A 19,656-nucleotide genomic window follows, 5' to 3' on the forward strand; every position below is an offset into this window, starting at 1 on the left:
ATAGAATATCTAATATGGCAAACAAGAAGATCCTGGTGATCGATGACGATCCAACACTGCTCAAGATGCTCCAGCCCTTTCTGGAATCGCACGGGTTTGCCGTCACTGTTGCTGTCGATGGGGAGGAAGGCCTCGCCAAATTGAAGATCGAACATCCGGACCTGATCATTCTGGACGTGCAGATGCCCCGGATGAACGGGTACGCGTTCATTTCTGAAATGAAGAAATTGGGAGGAGCCAAAAAGATCCCCATCATCGTCCTGACCGCCAAGGAAGGGATGGTGGAGATCTTCAAGGCCGAGGGCGTCAAAGAATACATCACCAAACCGTTCAAATCCGAGGTCCTTTTAAGCAATATCAACAAGTACGTGTGATCCCTCCCGTGCCCCAATACCACAACCTTTCGTTCGATGAACTGTTCCGTCACGAGACGGATCCTGCTTTGCAGGGCTATGAGCGCGGGACCGTGACGGATTCAGGATCTGTCGCGGTGGACACGGGCAAATTCACGGGTCGTTCCCCTAAAGATAAATATATCGTCCTGGATGAAACGACCAAGGATACTGTGTGGTGGGCCACGGGTCAATCATCCGGCTCCGACAATAAGCCGCTGTCCAAAGAGGCGTGGGCGCATTTGAAAGATGTTGCGGCCAAGCAGTTGGACGGCAAGACGCTTTACACCATGGACGGTTTTTGCGGGGCCAATGCGCAGACCCGTTTGTCCGTGCGGCTGGTCACCGAGGTTGCGTGGATGGCACATTTTTTCAAGAACATGTTCATCCGCCCGACGGCGGAAGAATTAAAAACGTTCAAGCCGGACTGGACCATCCTCAACGCCTGCAAGACCACGTGCGCGGATTTCGCGAAATGGGGTTTGCGTAGCGAGGCGTTCGTGGCGTTCAACATCACCGAGCGCATGACGGTCATCGGCGGCACCTGGTACGGCGGGGAGATCAAAAAAGGCATTTTCTCCATCATGAATTATTTCCTGCCCTTAAAGGGCATCGGCGCTTTCCATTGTTCAGCCAATCAGGGTGAAGGCGGGGACACGGCGCTGTTCTTCGGCCTGTCCGGCACGGGCAAGACGACCCTGTCCACCGACCCCAAACGAGCGCTCATCGGGGACGACGAGCATGGCTGGGACAATGAAGGGGTGTTCAATTTTGAAGGCGGCTGTTATGCCAAATGCATAGGGCTCACCGCCGAGCGTGAGCCGGAAATATTCCGCGCCATACGCCGCGACGCTTTACTGGAGAACGTGGACTTAGGTCCCGGCGGCAAGGTGGATTACGCGTCCAAGAAAAAGACGGAAAACACCCGCGTGTCCTATCCGCTTAATCACATTGACAATATTGTCAAGCCCGTGTCCAGGGGCGGGCATCCATCAAAGATCATTTTTTTGGCCTGCGATGCTTATGGGATCCTGCCGCCGGTGGCAAAACTCACCAGGGAACAGGCCATGTATCATTATCTGAGCGGTTACACAGCCAAGGTGGCCGGCACGGAACTGGGGGTCAAGGAACCGCAGGCCACGTTTTCCGCCTGTTTCGGCAAGGCATTTTTAATGGTCCACCCGACGCAATACGCGCGCATTCTGGCTGAGAAAATGGACAAGCACGGCTCATCCGCGTATTTAGTCAATACCGGTTGGGTCGCCGGCCCCTACGGCGTGGGCTACCGTATTCCTTTAAAGGGCAATCGCTTGATCATAGACGCCATCTTCAACGGGTCTTTGGATCAGGGAGTGTTCGAGACGTTGCCGGTTTTTAATTTGAGGGTCCCCAAGGCGGTGCCTGGGGTGGACGCGAAAATGCTGAACCCGCGCAATCTGTGGGCGGACAAAAAGGCCTATGACCTGCAGGCCGCGCGCCTGGCGCAGATGTTCATCAATAATTTTAAGCTTTTTACCGACACGCCCGAGGGCAAGGCCTTGGTGGCGGCCGGCCCCCAACTGGAGCGGGAGATAGACCTGCCCCCTCAACCCGCCATCACTGCCGCCGGCGGTGATTAAGAAAACGCTTTCCCACAAACGCCCTCAACCCCTTGTAATTCCTTATTAAATAAGGCATACTTTTAATGAACTCCCGCGTCTGGTCCCGCTGTTTCTTTAGCGGGACCGGCGGGGGTGCTTTCACCCATCAACTAAAACCGTGAATTTTATGCCGCGTAAGATCATCAGTGCACTCGTTATCTTTGCCTTTCTGACTACGGCAGTTCCTGTGCCCAGCCGGGCAGGGGAGGTTTTTTTGCCAGCTCCCGGTGCCAGGATGGCTGTAAGTCCCGCCTTTATGCCGCCCATGATCCTGGGTATTACCGTGGACGCGAAAGACCCGTTAAAATTTAATTTTTTGATCGACCAGGGTGACGTAGAGACGCAGCATGCTGCGTCTCTACAAGACGAATCAATGAAATTGATCAAATATTTTCTCGCGTCTCTCACCATTCCCGAAAAAGACCTGTGGGTCAATTTGTCGCCGTATGAAGGCCAGCGCATTATTCCGCAGGCGTTCGGCCAGACCGAAATGGGCCGCGACCTTTTGGGCCAGGACTATGTCCTTAAGCAGATCACCGCTTCCCTGATCTATCCCGAGAGCAAACTGGGCAAGAAATTCTGGGCGGATGTTTACAAGAAAGCCCACGAGCAGTACGGCACCACGAATATCCCCGTTAACACCTTTAACAAGGTGTGGATCGTGCCGGACGAGGCCGTGGTCTATGAGCGTAATGGCTCGGCGTTCGTGGTCAAAAGCCATTTGAAGGTGATGCTGGAGGAAGATTATTTGGCATTGTCTAAAAATATCTGTAGGGGCGATGCTTGTCATCGCCCGCAAGAAGGGCGAATACAAGATTCGCCCCTACAAAGCAATGTGAATCAATTAGGTTCCCAGGTCGTCCGTGAAATAGTTTTGCCCGCCCTTGAGAAGGAAGTTAATGAGGGTAAGAATTTTGCGTTATTGCGCCAGATCAACAATGCCCTGATCCTGGCCACATGGTACAAGCGCGCTTTGAAGGAAAGTTTATTGAGTAAATTTTACGTGGACAAGGCCAAGATCAAAGGTGTTGGGTATACGGATTCTGTCATTCCCGCGAAGGCGGGAATCCAGAGCAAGGGAGACATCGAGGGAATCTACCAGCAATATCTTCAGGCCTTCAAAAAAGGCGTCTATAACTATATTAAGGAAGAGGCCGACCCCTATACCCGGCAAACCGTCCCGCGCAAATATTTTTCCGGCGGTTTTGAGGGGAAAGACTATTCGATGGTTGTAAAAACGACCCGCAATACAAGAGATGTTCCCGACACATTTCGCGAGCGGATCCAACGCGCAAGATCAAACAATGGCCTTATGGACGTGGCCATTGAAGCGCAAGATGCGGCGATGACCGGACCTTCACATGACCGGGCGATGACTGTGACTTTGTCACCAATAGCATTGAATGGCGTTCGTCAACTGAAGAAGTGGATGGAAGAGGCCGTACAACAGATCAAAGATGCGCGCACGGATTGGAAAAGCCAGACAATACAAATAAACGAATATGGACAGAGGCTTAAACAAGCTGCGAATGTTAGAGAACAATACAGTTCTTTCCTTGAGGGTGATCCTTTTTTAAGCAAGTTGAGGTGGATTTTTATGGGTGGCGGTATGCGTTTGCCTAAACAAGACCCCAATAATTCAGATGAAAAAGATAGATATATTGGTGTTTTGGGGCGCGATCCGGCGGGGGGTCTTGTTATTGGCGTGACGGATAATTCGCAATACATGACATCTTTGGAAGTTTCGAATACCTTTGGGGCTGTTACTAGCTATGTCAGCATGATCGATGGGGATCAGGATTTCTTTTTAAGCGAGATCGACAAAGTAATTGATGACATTTTAATTCGTGGCCAAAATGTGATCGATCTGCTTGCAAAAGTTGAAAATTCCCAGCCGGGAACAGGGTTTGAAACCGTTAATGTCATAGGGATAGATAAAAATCTTAAATCCATTGTTATATCCATCGTGGATCCGCGATTGACCGTTGTTCAGCCGGATCAGGTGGCTGCTGACCAAGCCCCTGCGGACTCCGCGATGACTGCGGAGCGGAAAGTGAAGAGTATTTTGTTTGTTGATAATGATCCCACTACAGTGGAAACAAACAGTCGATTGTTGAGACTTGGGGGATACCGAGTGGATGGGGTTACAAGCGGTCAAAAAGCATTAAATATGTTATTGCGTAACTCGTATGACTTGGTCGTTACATCTTCGCTAAGAGGAGCAGGCGACATTGGGGTGGAGGGACTTGCAAATATACTTGCTGCAAATCAGCCAACGCCTTTTATCATTTTTTCAGGAGATATTATGGGTGATATAATTCCTGACAGCGTCAAACGTGCGGCGCTAGAAGTTCTTCCCAGAGAGCCGACTTCAGAGAATCTTCTTCGAGCTTTACGAAAAATTAATGGAGAACCAGAACCTGCCAATGTTTTAGAAAAAGGACCAACGCAAAGCCCTCCTAAAGGAAAACTATTAAGGCCTAAGTTTGGGAAAGATTCGGCCATGAACGCTGCGGCAAAAGATGTCGGCGGTATTGACTTGAACCCGGCGAATTTGAATTTGCGCATCAGGCGCGACGGCAAGGGCGTGCCTTTGCCGACAGGCCAGCAGGACATGGGGCAGTTGAATAATATTGAAGGCCTGATGCCGGTTATCATCAAGATCGTGCCCGCGACCTATATCCCGGCGCTTTCCGACGTCCTGGCTACGGTCAATTGACATGGAGGGTTGCCGGTGTTATACTTCCATTTGAGGTAAGGAACATATGCGTAAAACGTTCAAAACAGCTTTCGTTTTGTCTCTGGCCGGGGTGTTCACCCTTGGCTCGGTGCTGTGTTGTTGCGCGCGCAATATCGCTCATGCTGATACGGTTGCCGCAGCCAAGTCCCATGCCTGCTGCGCTTCCAAGCAGACCCAGCCCCAGAAAGCGGCTGATTGCGAGCATTGTTCCGTTTCCCTGAAGTCCGCGCAGATAGCCCAATCCTTTGATCTCATCCCGTCTTTTACCATCGCGTTCAATCTTTTGCCCGCGGACATTGTATTCATTACACACACTCCAGTAGTTTATCAAACCGTCTGGGCTGACGGCCCGCCCGGTTTCTCGTCCGAAGTTCCTTTCTACATCCAGTCCCATCAGTTACGAGTATAATCTTTCCTTCAAAAATATGGATTGTCACCCCCGAATGTTTTTATCGGGGGTCCAGGGTTGGCTAATTCTCTGGATTCCCGACACAAGCATTCGGGAATGACAAATTTCAGATTAAAACTGGAGGAAATTTTATGTCTAATACATCAAAAATCATCATCAGTATCCTGATCCTGGCCGCGGCCGGGGGTGGATGGCTTTTGCTTCAAGGGTACAAGGCGGCCCCTTCCCAAGCCGCAGCCAAAGAAATTTGGTATTGCCCCATGCACCCGCATTACACCAGCGACCGTCCGGGCGATTGCCCCATCTGCGGGATGAAACTGGTCAAGAAAGAGGGGCACCCCAACGCCCAACACGCACTGCAGGAACATATTTCAGGTCCTGAAAATCGTTTGGCCGATCATGCGCCGGTGGCGCTGGACGCGCGCCAGGAGCAGTTGACGGGGGTCAAGACGGTTGCTGTGCGCAAGCAAGCCCTGATGAGAACGATCAGGGTCCCGGGGTATGTGTCCACCAACCATGATCTGTATGCACTGCAGAATGAATACGTGCAGGCCTATATCAACTATATTACGGTTTACCGGGATTACCGCCGTTTTGAGCATACGCGGCGCAACTGGGAAACGCACCGGGGCCTTCAGGTCAAAATACATGAAGCCGAGGACAAATTATTGCGTCTGGGGTTCAGCCGTGATCAGATCGGGAAATTAAGGAAGGTTTCCTGGAAAACATTGTGGGACCAGCCGGAATTGCTGTTGTTCAAGGACGGGGCCAGTTATTGGGTCGTGGCGCAGATCTTTGAGCCGGACCGCGGGTTCGTGGAAGCGGGGCAGGAAGTCCAGGTGGAGATCCCTGCTTACGCTGAAAAAATAACAGGCGTGATCCGGACCGTCGGCGGTATTTTTGATCCCCAGACCAGGACGGTCAATGCCATCATAGAACTGACCGGTTATCGCGGCGAGCTGGAAGGCAACATGCTCGTTAATGTGACGATCCCCGTGGATCTCAATGAATTCCTCATCGTTCCGTCAACGGCGGTGATGGATACGGGTTTAAGGAAGATCGTTTACGTTGAAAGCAAGCCCGGCATTTTTGAGCCGCGGGAGATCCAGACAGGGCCGTTGGGGGACAATGGCTGGGCAGTCAAGTCCGGGTTGGCGGAAGGTGAACAGGTGGCAGCGGAGGGCAATTTCCTTCTGGATTCGGAAAGCCGCCTGCGGGCTGTCCTGTCCGACGATACAGCCGGCCAAGGGGAGCATATCCATGGACAATAACATGACATCTCCCCGGCAAGGACCGATCGGCAGGGTCATTGAGGCCTCGGCCCGCAATAAATTCCTGATCTTTTTGTTCGTGGCCGCGGCCATTGCGGCGGCGGTGTGGTCGGTCAAAAATATTCCCCTTGATGCCATTCCTGATCTGTCCGACACCCAGGTCATTGTTTATTCGCGCTGGGACCGCAGCCCGGACATTATAGAAGACCAGGTGACCTATCCCATCGTGTCCGCGCTGTTGGGAACCCCCAAGGTCAAGGCCATCCGCGGTTTTTCCGATTTCGGGTATTCGTATGTCTATGTGATCTTTAAGGACGGGACAGACCTGTATTGGGCCCGCAGCCGCGTGCAGGAATATCTCTCCAAGATCATTCCTTCCTTGCCGCAGGGCGTCAAAACCGAAATGGGTCCGGACGCGACAGGCGTGGGCTGGGTCCTGCAATACGCGCTCGTGGATACGAGCGGCAAGCACAGTTTGCAGGAAATGCGCAGTTTCCAGGACTGGTATTTGCGTTATTATTTGCAAAGCGTGCCCGGGGTTTCGGAAGTGGCTTCCCTGGGGGGCTTTGTCAAACAGTATCAGATCACGGTTGACCCGAATAAATTGTCGTCTTACAAAATCCCCATCAGCAGGGTGATCGAAGCAGTGCGCGCCGGCAATCAGGAAAGCGGCGGGCGTCTGGTGGAAATGACCGGCGCGGAATACATGATCCGCGGCCACGGTTACGCCAAATCCGTTGATGATCTGGGACAGATCGCCGTGGGAGTTGGCCCGAACGGCGTTCCCATTCTGGTCAAGAATATCGCCCACGTGTCTTTGGGGCCCAACATCCGCCGGGGTGTGCTGGACCTAAATGGTCAGGGGGATGTGGTCGGCGGCACCATTGTCATGCGTCATGGCGAGAACGCTTTGAAGGTCATTGAAGCGGTCAAGGCCAGAATGAAGGAGATCGCCCCGTCATTGCCCACAGGGGTGAAGATCGAGATCACCTATGACCGTTCGGACCTGATCTTGAGGGCTATCAGCCATTTGAAGCGCCAGTTGACGGAGGAAATGATCATCGTCAGTTTGGTCATTCTGGTGTTCTTATGGCATTTTCCGTCGGCGTTCATCCCCATCGTCACCATCCCCATCGCGGTGTTATTGTCTTTTATCCCCTTATTCATGATGAAATTGACGTCCAACATCATGTCCCTGGCCGGCATCGCCATTTCCATGGGGGTGCTGGTGGACGGGGCCATCGTGCAGATGGAGAACGTGTATAAACGTCTGGAAGAATGGCAGAGGGACGGGCGTCATGGGGACGCGGGCCCGGTCATCCTCAACGCGCTCAAAGAAGTCGCCCCGTCAGTATTTTTTTCTCTGCTGGTCATCGCGGTCTCTTTCCTGCCGATCTTTACACTGGTGGACCAGGAGGGACGTTTGTTTTCGCCTTTGGCCTGGTCCAAGACCTTTGTCATGGCCATTGCCGCCGTGCTGGTGGTCACCTTGAACCCGGCGGCGCGCATGCTGTTCTCAACCGGGAAAGGGAACTATTATCCCGAGGAAAAACATCCGGTCAGCCGTTGGCTTTTTCGCATCTATGAGCCGGCCTGCCGTTTTGTGCTCAAGCATGCCAAGGCAACGATCATCGCGGCGGTTTTGCTGGTATTGACCACCATCCCGGTGTTCTTGAAATTGGGCTCGGAGTTCATGCCGCCGTTGTGGGAGGGTGATGTTTTGTATATGCCCACCACCATGCCCGGCATTTCCATTGCCGAAGCGCAGGAGCTTCTGCAAAAACAGGACCGTATCCTGAAAAGTTTTCCCGAGGTGGAGAAGGTGTTCGGCAAGGCCGGACGCATGGAAAGTTCAACGGATCCCGCGCCCTTGTCCATGGTGGAAACCGTGGTGACGCTCAAACCCGAGGGCCAATGGCGCATGGTCAAGGGGCGGCGCATCACGCATGAGCAGTTGATCGATGAAATGGACAAGGCCCTGAAGATCCCCGGCACCGTCAATGCCTGGACCATGCCCATCAAGAACCGCATTGATATGCTTTCCACCGGCGTGCGCACGCCCGTGGGGATCAAGGTCCTGGGGTCGGACCTGGCGGTCATCGAGAAGATCGGGACGCGCCTGGAAACGATCCTCAAAGGTGTGCCGGGCACGCGCAGTGTCTTTGCCGAACGCGCCGCCGGCGGATATTTCCTGGACTTTGACCTGAAGCGCGACCAGCTGGCCCGTTATGGCCTGTCGGTCGCGGACGCGCAGGAAGCCATCACTTCGGCCATCGGCGGCGAGAATGTCACGACGACCGTTGAGGGCCGCGAACGCTACGGGGTCAATGTGCGTTATCCGCGCGAATTGCGTGATAACGCCGAAAAACTCAAGCGCGTTCTTGTCGCCACCCCATCAGGGGCCCAGATCCTTTTGTCCCAGGTGGCGGACATCGTGACCCGTTCGGGGCCGGCCATGATCCGCGATGAGAACGGCATGCTGGCCGGTTACGTGTACGTGGACGTGGCGGGAGTGGACATCGGCTCCTACGTCGAGCGCGCCAAAAAAGAAGTCGCCGCCCAGCTGCAATACCCGCAAGGGTATGGCCTCATTTGGAGCGGTCAGTATGAGAACATGCTGCGCGTGCGCGAACGGCTCAAGGTCGTTTTACCGTTGACACTTTTGATCATTGCTGTTCTATTATTTATGAACACAAGGTCATGGATCAAAACAGGCATTGTGCTGTTGGCCGTTCCGTTCTCATTGATCGGCGCGGTATGGCTGTTGTGGATCCTGGGATACAATCTGTCCATTGCCGTGTGGGTGGGCATGATCGCGCTCATGGGGCTCGATGCCGAGACCGGCGTTTTGATGTTGTTATTCTTGGACATTGCTTATCAGGACGCGGTCAAGGCGAAACGCATGAACGATCAAAATGACCTGAAAGAAGCGATCGTGCACGGGGCCGTGCGCCGGGTACGTCCCAAAATGATGACGGTCATGGCCGCGCTGTTGGGGTTATTGCCCATCATGTGGTCGCACGGCGCCGGGGCGGATGTGATGAGCCGCATCGCCGCGCCCATGATCGGAGGATTAATAACCTCATTTTTGCTGGAACTGCTGGTCTATCCGGCGATCTTTCATTTGTGGAAACAGAGAACGTTCAATCCATCAATCATCAAGGAGGCAGTATGAAAAAAGTATTAACAATAGGAGCGATTTTTCTAGGCGCGTCCCTGGTTTACGCCAACGCACAAATACCGGCGGATGCCAAGGCCGAACCGGCCTCTGATGCGGCTGTCATTGCCGTGCCCGTTGCCGCGCCGGTCGAGGTCGGCAATAAAATTTGCCCGGTCAGCGGTGAAAAGATCGTCAAGAGCACGGACATGGGTGAGCCCGTGCAGATAGAGCATAACGGCAAGATCTATGGTTTGTGCTGTCCGATGTGCATCAAGGATTTCAAAAAGGACCCGGACAAATACGCGGCCATTGCTGATAAAGAGGTGAGTGAAAAAGAAGATTTTTAACCAATGGCCGGAGAGATTTGCTAAAATGATTTTATGCTCAATGATATCTTTTTAGCATCCATCCCCATATTTTTTGCCATGGATCCCGTCGGTCTTCTGCCGGTCTTTGTTGGCCTGACCGAGGGGATCTCTTCCCAGGAAAAGAAAAAGATCATTGCCCAGTCGCTGGTCACCGCCGCTCTGGTGGCGGTCGGGTTTATTTTCTTGGGCAGGATCATTTTTCATCTGCTGGGCATCACCATGGGTGATTTCATGGCCGCGGGAGGAGCGATCCTCTTTTGTTTATCCATGAGAGACCTCATGTCTTCGTCTGACCAGCGCCGCCGCGGCATCCAGGACCTGGGGGCAGTGCCCATCGGCACGCCTTTGATCGTCGGCCCTGCTGTTTTGACCATTGTGCTGATGCTCATGGGCCAGCGCGGCCTTGCGGCCACCCTGGCCGCGGTGTTCCTGAACCTCGCCATCGTCGGCGTTGTCTTTTTGGGCAGCAACGCCTTGATCGCCGTTCTTGGAAAAGCCGGATCGCGCGCTCTGTCCAAGGTCATGTCGCTGCTGCTGGCCGCCATCGGGGTGATGATGGTGCGCCGCGGCATCATTGAGATCATCGCTTTATCCCACCAGTAATTTATGCGTCTTTATTTTCAGAAAATCCTGACCGCCGTATTTTTGACCGCGTGTTCTTTGGCCCTCGCGGCTTGCGCGGCGGGTTTTTACCTGTTGACCACCGCGTCCGGCGGTCCGGTTGCGGTCCAGTTCTTTCTCAAACAATATGTTCCAAAAGACGTCATCGTCATCATCGGAAATTATACCGGGACCATGCGTTCAGGGCTTATCCTGCAGGACATCGCGGTCACCAACATCCCGGCGTTCCCGCCCGAGGCCTCTGTGCGCATCCAGCGGCTGGTCGCGCGTGTTCCCGCGTTCGACCCGAGGGACCTTTCCGTGGACATATTCAACGCGCGCCTCGTCTTGCCCGGCTGTGACCCCATTGTCATTGAAGGTCAATATACAAAAGGTCAAGTCCAGGCCCGGGCCTATGCCCGCGTTCTGGACGTGCATACCCTGGTCAGCGGCGTCATGCAGGAGCGCTTTTTGAAAAATCTCCAGGGTTTTATCACAGACGCGCAAATGACCGTTCAAGGCCCCTTGTCAGGGCTGCGCGTGACCGGCACGTTTTTCGTGGACCGCATCCGTTATCAGGACACGACCGTTTCCCAGGGGCTTGGCCGCGTGCAGGCGGTTTTGGTTTTGGGGGGCGGCAAAGCACTGCTCTCGGGCGATCTGATCATGGACAGCGGGCTTGTCAACACCCGTCACCGTGATATTGACCTGCGGCCCAGCCGCGCCTTTTTTACAGGAGGGGTCCTGGACGATCCTTCTTTGGATATTCACGGGACAACACAGATCGAGGACATTGCCATTGACTTTAGCATCAAAGGCACATTGCAAAAGCCCGAATTGAAGCTGCGTTCCGATCCGCCCATGGCCGAAGACATGCTTTGGCTGGTCCTGGCCGCGGGGAGGACCTGGACCCCGTCTTCTTTGAAGTATAACGAACAGACCAAGGCCCTGGGCGTTCAAAAGAACGTCACGGACGAGTTCAAACTGGGCCTTAAGTTCGAGGAAACACCCGTGCGGCCGGGTCAGCCCGCCACCGAATACTCCCGGACCGTGGAAGGGGCCGTGCTCCTGACCGATCGATTTTCCATTAACATCGCCGAGAAATTACTTCCGCAAGACCGCAGCGGCATCCCCGCGCAGAGCGATCCCACCAACACCGATCCCCGCAGGCAGACCGAAAGCCAGATCTACCTCAAGTACAAGAATACGTTTTAATGCAAATGGGGACACGTAACAAGTACATGTCCCCATTTGCTTGACAAAAAAACGTTTTTTGTTTATAATTCGGTAATACTTTGTATTACCTACGCGGAAGGAGGACTTTATGGCGCAGACCAGGGATGTGGAGGTCATCACTTTTAAGGCGGACCGTGACCTGATGAAATTATTGAAAGGCATCCGCAACCGTTCGGAGTTCATCCGCACCGCGGTGCTGGAAGCGCTGGACAATGCGTGCCCGTTCTGCCGCGGCACCGGCGTTTTGACCACACACCGCAAGAAGCATTGGAAAGATCTGGCGGGGCATCATTCGGCGAAAGAATGCAGGGAATGTCATGAGGAGGTTTTGGTGTGCACGCATTAAGGACCATCGGTTTATGTTGTTTATTGGCTTGCCCCGCCTATGCCGGGACCCCGTTGAAAGCCGTGGCCACGTTCAGTATTTTGGGGGACATGGTCAAAAACGTCGGCAAGGACAAGGTGGATGTGACGGTTTTAGTCGGCTCCGACGGGGATGTTCACACGTTTGAGCCGACCCCCCAGGAAGCCATTGCCCTGGTCCGGGCGCGGGTGATCTTTGAAAATGGCCTGCATTTTGAACACTGGCTGGATGATCTTTACGCGTCCAGCGGTTCACGCGCCTCCCGGATCATTGTCACCGATGGGATTGAACCGATCGCTTTGGGAAATGATGAGGACCCGCACGTCTGGCATGATGTGAGCAATGCCATGCTCATGACAGAGAGGATACGGGATGGGCTGATCGCGGCCGATCAGGTGAATGCCGCCTATTATAGGGAAAATGCGGAAAAATATTTGGCCGAATTGGCAAAGATGGACCATTGGATCATCGAGACCTTAAAAGACGTTCCGGATGAACGCAGGAAATTGGTCACGTCCCATGATACCTTCGGTTATTTTGCCAAACGTTACGGGTTTGCGGTCATCGGGACAGCCGTTGGATCCGCCAGCACCGAGGCAGCAGACCCTTCAGCCGCCGAGATCGCCCAACTGATCGAAAAGATCAAGGCTGCGGGGATCAGGGTGGTTTTCGCCGAGAACACGCATAATCCTAAATTGCTGGAATCCGTGGCTGCGGAAGCCGGAGTGAAATTAGCACCCAGGTTATACACCGATGCCTTGGGTCCCGCGGGCAGCGCAGGGGACACGTACGTTAAAATGATGCGGTCTAATGCCGGGATCTTCGCGGAGTCATTAAAATGATGCTTTCTTATTGCCGGCACAGGCACAGTTCCCCGGACCCGCACGCCCCTGCTTTGGCGGTCAAAGGGCTGGACGTTGTTTATTCCGGCGGGGAAAAACCGGCGCTTAAAAATGTGACCCTGCGCGTTCCCGTCGGGGTATCCATGGCCCTGGTGGGGCCCAATGGTGCCGGCAAGTCCACGCTGTTCAAAGCCATCAGCGGGCTTTTGCCCGTGCGTTCGGGAACGGTGCGTGTCTTCGGCCATCGTCTGGGCGCGTGCCATCACCGCGTCGTCTATTTGCCCCAGCGCAGTGAGATCGACTGGCAGTTCCCGATGAGCGTGCGTGACTTAGTCGTCACCGGCCGTTACGTGTATCTGGGCTGGTTCGCGCGTCCGGGAAAAAAGGACCTGCGCATGGCCGCCGACGCTCTGGAACAGTTGGGAGCGGCGGACTTAGGCGAAAGGCAGATCAGCAAACTTTCCGGCGGCCAGCAGCAAAGGGTCCTGATCGCCCGGGCCCTGGCGCAAAACGCGGACCTTTTATTGCTTGACGAGCCGCTCAATGCCGTGGACGCGGAAACGAGGCACACCATCGCGCGGGTCCTGGAAGGCATCAAAGCCAAAGGGAAAACCGTCATCGTCGCCACTCATTATTATGACCAGCAGGAAGGCCGTTTTGACGGGGCCATTTATCTGAAAGATGGAGAGCAGGTTGATGCATTACCTCACTGATCCATTCCAATATGTATTCATCCAGCGCGCGGTCCTCGCCGCGGTCATCGTTGGCGTCCTGTGCGCCGCCTTGGGCACCTTCGTCGTGCTGCGGCGCATGTCGCTGGTCGGCCACGCCTTGACCCACAGCGCTTTGCCGGGCATGGTTGTGGCCTATTTGCTGGGTGTCAGTATTTTCTTTGGAGCGCTGATGGCCACCGTGCTGACGGCGTTGGGGATAGGTCTTTTGGCCAAGGATGAAGATGTCTATGAAGACACATCGGTGGGTATGATCCCCATGGTCATGTTCGCCGTCGGCATTTTGCTCATCAGTGCGACAAAATCCTATCGCGACCTGTCCGCCATGCTCTTCGGCAATATTTTAGGGGTCACGCCTGCGGACCTGGATCTTATTATTGTCATTGCCGGTGCAAGCGCGCTGGCCCTGGTCCTTTTCCACAAGGAAATGAAACTGTTGTGCGTTGACCCCAATTACGCCAAAGCCATCGGGGTGCCGTTTGACCTTTTGCGTTACGGCCTGCTTGTGTTTTTGGCCCTGACAGTCGTAGTCGGTATTCAGGCGGTGGGCACGGTCCTGACCAATGCTTTGCTGGTCATCCCGGTCGCGGCGGCGCGATTGTTAACGGACCGTTTGGGCGTGATGATGTTGATAGCCTGCGCCTTTGCCGTCATAGCCGCGCTGGCGGGCGTGTACGCGTCGTATTATTTCGGGATCGCCTCGGGCGCGGCCATTGTGCTGGCCGCCGCGTGTTGTTTTGGGCTTGCCTGGGCCATCCGCCTGCTATCCAAACGTTGACAACCCCCTGACCTCGGTGTTATTGTAGTGTCCTTATGGACCTGCACAATCGCTGGGGAGAACCCATGGACAAGGAACCGGGCGGGCTGATAGGCCCGGACGGCCAGCCCCTGCCATCCGCCCAGGAGCTCAAACCCTCTGAAGAAGAAGCGGCCCAGCCCCAACTGGATTTTTTCAATTACGCGGCCTCGCTGGGCTTTCAGGCCATGATCTTCTTGGGCGAAATGCCCAACCCCGTCACCAACCAGACGGAAAAGAACCTCAAACAGGCGAAATTCCTCATTGACACGCTGGTTTTGATCCGCGAGAAGACCATCGGCAATCTCACCAAGGAAGAGGGTGAATTGCTCAACGGTTCCATTTACGAATTGCAAAAGCGTTTTGTGGAGATCGCGCAAAAGGAGAAGGCGTAATGACTTGCCCTGAGCCAAGTCGAAGGGTCGACGACGCTCTGCTGGCCATTTTGGCCTGTCCCGCCTGTCAGGGGGACGTTGTCCTTAAGGACAATAAGATCGTCTGTACCCGCTGTGGGCGCCGGTACCCCATCAAGGACGGGGTCCCTGTCCTTTTGGCCGACGAGGCCGAGAAATGACCCCGCGTTTAAAAAAGCTGATCGCTGAATTTCCCCATCATAAGAACATCGACGGGCTTCTGGTCGTCAACGACGCCAATATCCGTTATCTGACAGATTTTCCAGCCGGCGAATCCTGGCTTTTGGTCACGCCCCAAAAAGCCGTCTATATTACAGACTTTCGTTATCTCCTGCAGGCCAGGCAGGGCCTTAAAGGGGTCATCGTCAAGCAATATACCAAGACCCCGTGCCTTGTCCTGTTCGATCTGGTCAGGGGCCTGAAGGTCAAACGGCTTGGTTTTGATGAGCGCCACACGAGCGTGGCCCAATTCAAGAAATTAAAACAATTCTGTCCGCGGCGCACCAAATTGGTGCCGGCCGGCGGCCTGGTGGAATCATTAAGGGAGATCAAGGAAGAAGGGGAGATCGCCCGGATCCGTGCCTGTTTGAAACTGCATTTCAAGGCCCTGGATCTTTTAAAGAAAGTGGTGAAGCCCGGGGTCACGGAGCGCCATGTCCTGGCCCGGTTGGAGCGTTTCGTCAAGTCCCATAAAGCAGGGTTTGCTTTTGATCCCATTATTGCTTCCGGCCCCAATTCCTGTTATCCTCATGCCTGTGTCACGGACCGTGTGATCCGCAACAATGAGCCGGTCCTGATCGATATAGGCATTGAGATCGGGGGTTATAAGTCTGACTTGACACGAAATTTCTTTTTGGGTAGAATTCTACCCTCTGTTCGCCAGGCCTTTGACGCCGTGAAACTTGCGCAAAGCACAGCCATCGCCATGATCAAACCCGGCGTCTCGGCGGCCCAGGTGGATGCGAAGGCACGTAACACATTGAAAAAATTCGGGTTAGCAAAATATTTCGGCCATTCCCTTGGCCATGGCGTTGGTTTGGATATTCATGAGAACCCGCGGCTGTCGTGCAAAAGCACGGGTGTTTTAGAACCGGGGATGGTCGTGACCGTGGAGCCGGCGGTTTACATCCCCAACCAGTTCGGGATCAGGGTCGAGGACATGGTTTTGGTGACATCCCAAGGATGCGAGGTATTGAGTACACCGTTAAATTAGTTTTAATGGCACCGGTGTACTCAAATTAACACGAATTAATTGAACGGAGCACTGAGTGGCCATTACGATCAATGAAATAGAAAGCGGCATGGGCCTGATGGTGGACGGCCAGTTGTATTTTATCACCGATTTTAATCATGTGAAACCCGGCAAAGGCAGCGCTTTTGTCCGCATCCGTTTAAAGAACATCAGGACCGACGCTGTCCTGGAGCGCACCTTCCGCACTTCGGAGAGCCTGGACAATGCGCCTCTGGAGCGCCGGCGCATGCAGTTCACCTACGTTTCCGGCGATGAATATCATTTCATGGACCAGAGCACCTACGAAGACACGATCATCTCCAAAGGACTTTTGGGTGACGCAGTCAAATACCTCCAGGATGATGCCGTGGTGGAAGTCCTTTTGCATAAGGAACAGGTGGTCAAGGTGGAGATCCCCACGTTCATCATCGCCACGGTCATCGAGGCCGATCCCGGCTTGAAAGGCGATTCTTCCAGGGCCGGATATAAGCCGGCCAAGATCGACACCGGCGCCTCGGTCCAGGTGCCGCTTTTCATTCAAACAGGGGAGACCATCAAGGTGGACACCCGCACCGGCATCTACGTTGAAAGGGTCAAGAAATGAATTTAAAAGACATCAAAGAGATCATCGCGCTCATGAACGAACATAATCTCAATGAGATCGAGATCGAGCGTGAGGGCCTGAAGCTGAAGCTCAAGAAAGCCGCCGACGGCCAGATTGGCGCGTCTGCCTCGCCCCATTATGCCGTTGAATCCATTCCTTCCCCCAAGACCTCTGTTCCCTCAACCGCGGCGCCGGCCGCCGATGATGCCGCTAAAAAAGGCGCCAAGGACATCAAGTCGCCCATGGTCGGGACGTTCTACCGCGCGCCTTCGCCGGAAGCCGCGCCGTTCGTCGAAGTGGGCCAGACCGTTGAAGTCGGCCAGGTCGTCTGCGTCGTGGAAGCCATGAAACTCATGAACGAGATCAAGTCGGAAGTGCGCGGCAAGGTCGTCCAGGTCGCCGTCGAGAACGCCGAGCCGGTCGAGTTCGGGCAGACCCTGTTTGTGGTCGACCCGATATAGTTGATACCATGTTCTCTAAGATCCTGATCGCTAACCGTGGTGAGATCGCCCTGCGCATCATCCGCGCCTGCAAGGAAATGGGCATACGCACCGTCGCTGTCTATTCCCAGGCGGACCAGCATTCTTTGCACGTGCGTTTCGCTGACGAGGCCGTGTGCATCGGCAAGGCCGCCAGCAAGGACAGTTATCTGAACATCCCGGCCATTGTTTCCGCCGCGGAGATCACCGACGTCGAGGCCATCCATCCCGGGTACGGGTTTTTGTCGGAGAACGCGCATTTCGCCGAGATCTGCGAGTCCTGCCACATCAAATTCATCGGCCCCACCCCCGAGGCCATCCGCAAGATGGGCGACAAGATCATTGCCAAGGAAACCGTCAGGAAAATAGGCGTTCCTTTGACCCCGGGCAGCAACGGGGTGATCAAGCGTCCGGAAGACGCGGTTGCCGTCGCGCAAAAGGTCAAATATCCCGTGATCATCAAGGCCGCGGCCGGCGGGGGCGGCAAAGGCATGCGCGTCTGCCACAATGACGTGACGCTCATCAATTCTTTCAAGATGGCCCAGACCGAGGCGGAAGCCAATTTCGGCCGGGGCGACGTTTATATCGAAAAATACGTCGAAAGCCCGCGCCACGTTGAATTTCAGATCCTGGCGGACCATCACGGCAATGTCATCCATTTGGGCGAGCGCGATTGCAGTGTCCAGCGCCGCCACCAGAAGCTGTTAGAGGAATCCCCCTCGCCCGGGCTTGAAACGAATTTGCGCAAGAAAATGGGCGACGCGGCCGTCAAGGCGGCCAGGGCCGTCAATTATCAGGGCGTGGGGACCATCGAGTTCTTGCTCGACGGGCGCAGTGATTTTTATTTCATGGAAATGAACACCCGCCTGCAGGTCGAGCACCCGGTCACCGAAATGGTCACCGGCATCGACCTGGTCAAGGAACAGATCAAGGCCGCGGCGGGGTTGAAACTCAAGATCAAGCAGGAGGATGTCAGGTTCAAGGGGGCGTCCATCGAATGCCGCATCAACGCCGAGGACCCGTACAATAATTTTATCCCTTCGCCGGGAAAGATCGCCGAGCTCAACCTTCCCGGCGGCCCCGGCGTGCGCATTGACACCCATATTTATCCCGGGTACACCATCAGCCCTTATTATGATTCCCTGGTGGCCAAGGTGATCGTCCACGGCCGTGACCGCGACGAAGCGGTGCGCATCATGCGCCGGGCGCTGGATGAATTTTACATAGCGCCGATCAAGACCACGGTGCCGCTGCACATGGAGATCTTGCAGCACCCGGCTTTCTTGCAGGGTAAGACCACGACGCATTTTTTGGAAAAAATGTTGAACCACTGAAAGGAAAGATGAAAAAGATCGGCATATTGACAGGCGGGGCGGATTGTCCGGGGTTGAATTCGGTGATCCGCGCGGTTGTGCGCAAAGGCATGCAGGAGGGCTATGTCGTCACCGGCATCAAGAACGGGTGGCTGGGCCTTATTGAAAATGACATGCGCGTTCTGGACGTCAAGTCCACCACCGGTATTTTGGACCGCGGGGGCACCATTTTAGGCACCAGCCGTATCAATCCTTTGGCTGATGAAGAGCAGGTCAAGAAAATAAAAGAGAATTACCAGAGGAGCGGCATGGATGCGCTCATTGCCGTCGGCGGGGAAGAGACCCTGAAAACAGCCCTGGCCTTGTATAAACGCGGCATCATCCGTGTCGTGGGGGTCCCTAAGTCCATTGACAATGCCCTTTCCGGCACTGATTACGCGTTCGGGTTTGACACGGCGGTCAATATCGCCACCCAGTGCATTGACCGCTTGCACACGACCGCGGAATCGCATCACCGCATCATGGTCGTTGAGGTCATGGGACTTTACACCGGCTGGATCGCGGTACAAGCCGGTATTGCCGGCGGGGCGGACATTGTCCTCATCCCGGAAATACCGGTCAAGCTGGATGAGGTGTATGAGCATTTGCGCGAGCGGCACAAACGCGGCAAACCGTTTTCCATCCTCGTGATCTCCGAAGGCACGAAGATCGAAGGGTATCTCCCTCAATCCACGGACCCCAGTGTCCCGGTGGTTGAGAAACGCCGTTTCGGCAGCGTCGGGGAATATCTGGCCAAGATCATCGAGGACAATACCGGTTATGAGACCCGTGTCAGCGTTTTGGGGTATATCCAGCGCGGCGGCACGCCGACCTCGTTTGACCGTGTTTTGGGCACGCGCCTGGGGGTCAAGGCCGTTGAACTGGTCAAGGAACAGAAATTTGGGAAAATGGCCAGTTTGCGCGACAACAAGATCCGTTTCGTGGACATTGAAGAAGCCGTGCGCGAACGCAAACAGGTGAACATGGACCTGGTGGACATTGCTAACATTTTTTACGCGGGACCATAA

General features: G+C 54.6%; 19 protein-coding genes and 1 pseudogene. All 20 read left to right on the plus strand.

Annotated features, from left to right (window positions below; all coding sequences use genetic code 11):
- Positions 1-14: 14 nt before the first annotated feature.
- The 20 genes and pseudogenes from Q7K71_07050 to Q7K71_07145 all read left to right on the plus strand — a co-directional run bounded on the left by Q7K71_07050 (position 15) and on the right by Q7K71_07145 (position 19,656).
- A complete protein-coding gene (locus Q7K71_07050; protein MDO8675851.1) occupies positions 15-374 on the plus strand; it encodes a response regulator in 360 nt (119 codons plus the stop codon).
- Between the two features lie 20 nt (positions 375-394).
- Positions 395-2,011: pseudogene (gene pckA, locus Q7K71_07055) on the plus strand (phosphoenolpyruvate carboxykinase (ATP)).
- Positions 2,012-2,246: 235 nt separating this feature from the next.
- Positions 2,247-4,751 (plus strand): response regulator, encoded by a 2,505-nt coding sequence (locus tag Q7K71_07060; GenBank protein ID MDO8675852.1) that lies wholly within the window; start codon positions 2,247-2,249, stop codon positions 4,749-4,751.
- A gap of 46 nt (positions 4,752-4,797) precedes the next feature.
- Positions 4,798-5,181, plus strand: coding sequence for a hypothetical protein (locus tag Q7K71_07065; GenBank protein MDO8675853.1), 384 nt, complete (start codon positions 4,798-4,800; stop codon positions 5,179-5,181).
- Positions 5,182-5,312: 131 nt separating this feature from the next.
- Positions 5,313-6,452, plus strand: a complete 1,140-nt coding sequence (locus Q7K71_07070) for a heavy metal-binding domain-containing protein (GenBank protein MDO8675854.1) — start codon at positions 5,313-5,315, stop codon at positions 6,450-6,452.
- A complete protein-coding gene (locus tag Q7K71_07075; GenBank protein ID MDO8675855.1) occupies positions 6,442-9,627 on the plus strand; it encodes a CusA/CzcA family heavy metal efflux RND transporter in 3,186 nt (1,061 codons plus the stop codon). The genes Q7K71_07070 and Q7K71_07075 overlap by 11 nt, the downstream gene beginning before the upstream one ends.
- Positions 9,624-9,959, plus strand: coding sequence for a TRASH domain-containing protein (locus Q7K71_07080; GenBank protein MDO8675856.1), 336 nt, complete (start codon positions 9,624-9,626; stop codon positions 9,957-9,959). The genes Q7K71_07075 and Q7K71_07080 overlap by 4 nt, the downstream gene beginning before the upstream one ends.
- Before the next feature lie 33 nt (positions 9,960-9,992).
- Positions 9,993-10,583, plus strand: a complete 591-nt coding sequence (locus tag Q7K71_07085) for a MarC family protein (GenBank protein MDO8675857.1) — start codon at positions 9,993-9,995, stop codon at positions 10,581-10,583.
- A gap of 3 nt (positions 10,584-10,586) precedes the next feature.
- A complete protein-coding gene (locus Q7K71_07090; GenBank protein MDO8675858.1) occupies positions 10,587-11,795 on the plus strand; it encodes a translocation/assembly module TamB domain-containing protein in 1,209 nt (402 codons plus the stop codon).
- Between the two features lie 109 nt (positions 11,796-11,904).
- Positions 11,905-12,162, plus strand: coding sequence for a ribbon-helix-helix domain-containing protein (locus Q7K71_07095; protein MDO8675859.1), 258 nt, complete (start codon positions 11,905-11,907; stop codon positions 12,160-12,162).
- A complete protein-coding gene (locus tag Q7K71_07100) occupies positions 12,150-13,022 on the plus strand; it encodes a zinc ABC transporter substrate-binding protein (GenBank protein MDO8675860.1) in 873 nt (290 codons plus the stop codon). The genes Q7K71_07095 and Q7K71_07100 overlap by 13 nt, the downstream gene beginning before the upstream one ends.
- Positions 13,019-13,735, plus strand: coding sequence for an ABC transporter ATP-binding protein (locus tag Q7K71_07105; protein MDO8675861.1), 717 nt, complete (start codon positions 13,019-13,021; stop codon positions 13,733-13,735). The genes Q7K71_07100 and Q7K71_07105 overlap by 4 nt, the downstream gene beginning before the upstream one ends.
- Positions 13,719-14,531 (plus strand): metal ABC transporter permease, encoded by an 813-nt coding sequence (locus tag Q7K71_07110; protein ID MDO8675862.1) that lies wholly within the window; start codon positions 13,719-13,721, stop codon positions 14,529-14,531. Before Q7K71_07105 ends, Q7K71_07110 begins: the two co-directional genes overlap by 17 nt.
- A 35-nt stretch (positions 14,532-14,566) precedes the next feature.
- Positions 14,567-14,944, plus strand: coding sequence for a DUF1844 domain-containing protein (locus tag Q7K71_07115; protein MDO8675863.1), 378 nt, complete (start codon positions 14,567-14,569; stop codon positions 14,942-14,944).
- The gene (locus tag Q7K71_07120) at positions 14,944-15,123 is read left to right on the plus strand and encodes a Trm112 family protein (GenBank protein MDO8675864.1); all 180 of its coding nucleotides are present in this window, start codon (positions 14,944-14,946) and stop codon (positions 15,121-15,123) included. The genes Q7K71_07115 and Q7K71_07120 overlap by 1 nt, the downstream gene beginning before the upstream one ends.
- The gene (locus Q7K71_07125) at positions 15,120-16,175 is read left to right on the plus strand and encodes a Xaa-Pro peptidase family protein (GenBank protein ID MDO8675865.1); all 1,056 of its coding nucleotides are present in this window, start codon (positions 15,120-15,122) and stop codon (positions 16,173-16,175) included. Before Q7K71_07120 ends, Q7K71_07125 begins: the two co-directional genes overlap by 4 nt.
- Before the next feature lie 55 nt (positions 16,176-16,230).
- Positions 16,231-16,797 (plus strand): elongation factor P, encoded by a 567-nt coding sequence (efp, locus tag Q7K71_07130; protein MDO8675866.1) that lies wholly within the window; start codon positions 16,231-16,233, stop codon positions 16,795-16,797.
- Complete coding sequence (accB, locus tag Q7K71_07135; protein ID MDO8675867.1) at positions 16,794-17,258, plus strand: acetyl-CoA carboxylase biotin carboxyl carrier protein; 465 nt, start codon at positions 16,794-16,796, stop codon at positions 17,256-17,258. The genes efp and accB overlap by 4 nt, the downstream gene beginning before the upstream one ends.
- An 8-nt stretch (positions 17,259-17,266) precedes the next feature.
- Entirely contained in the window at positions 17,267-18,610 is a 1,344-nt protein-coding gene (gene accC, locus Q7K71_07140) for an acetyl-CoA carboxylase biotin carboxylase subunit (protein ID MDO8675868.1), read from the plus strand.
- A gap of 8 nt (positions 18,611-18,618) precedes the next feature.
- Positions 18,619-19,656, plus strand: coding sequence for an ATP-dependent 6-phosphofructokinase (locus Q7K71_07145; GenBank protein ID MDO8675869.1), 1,038 nt, complete (start codon positions 18,619-18,621; stop codon positions 19,654-19,656).

The sequence above is a fragment of the Candidatus Omnitrophota bacterium genome (assembly GCA_030650275.1).
Classification (GTDB): Bacteria; Omnitrophota; Gorgyraeia; order Zapsychrales; family Fredricksoniimonadaceae; genus JACPXN01.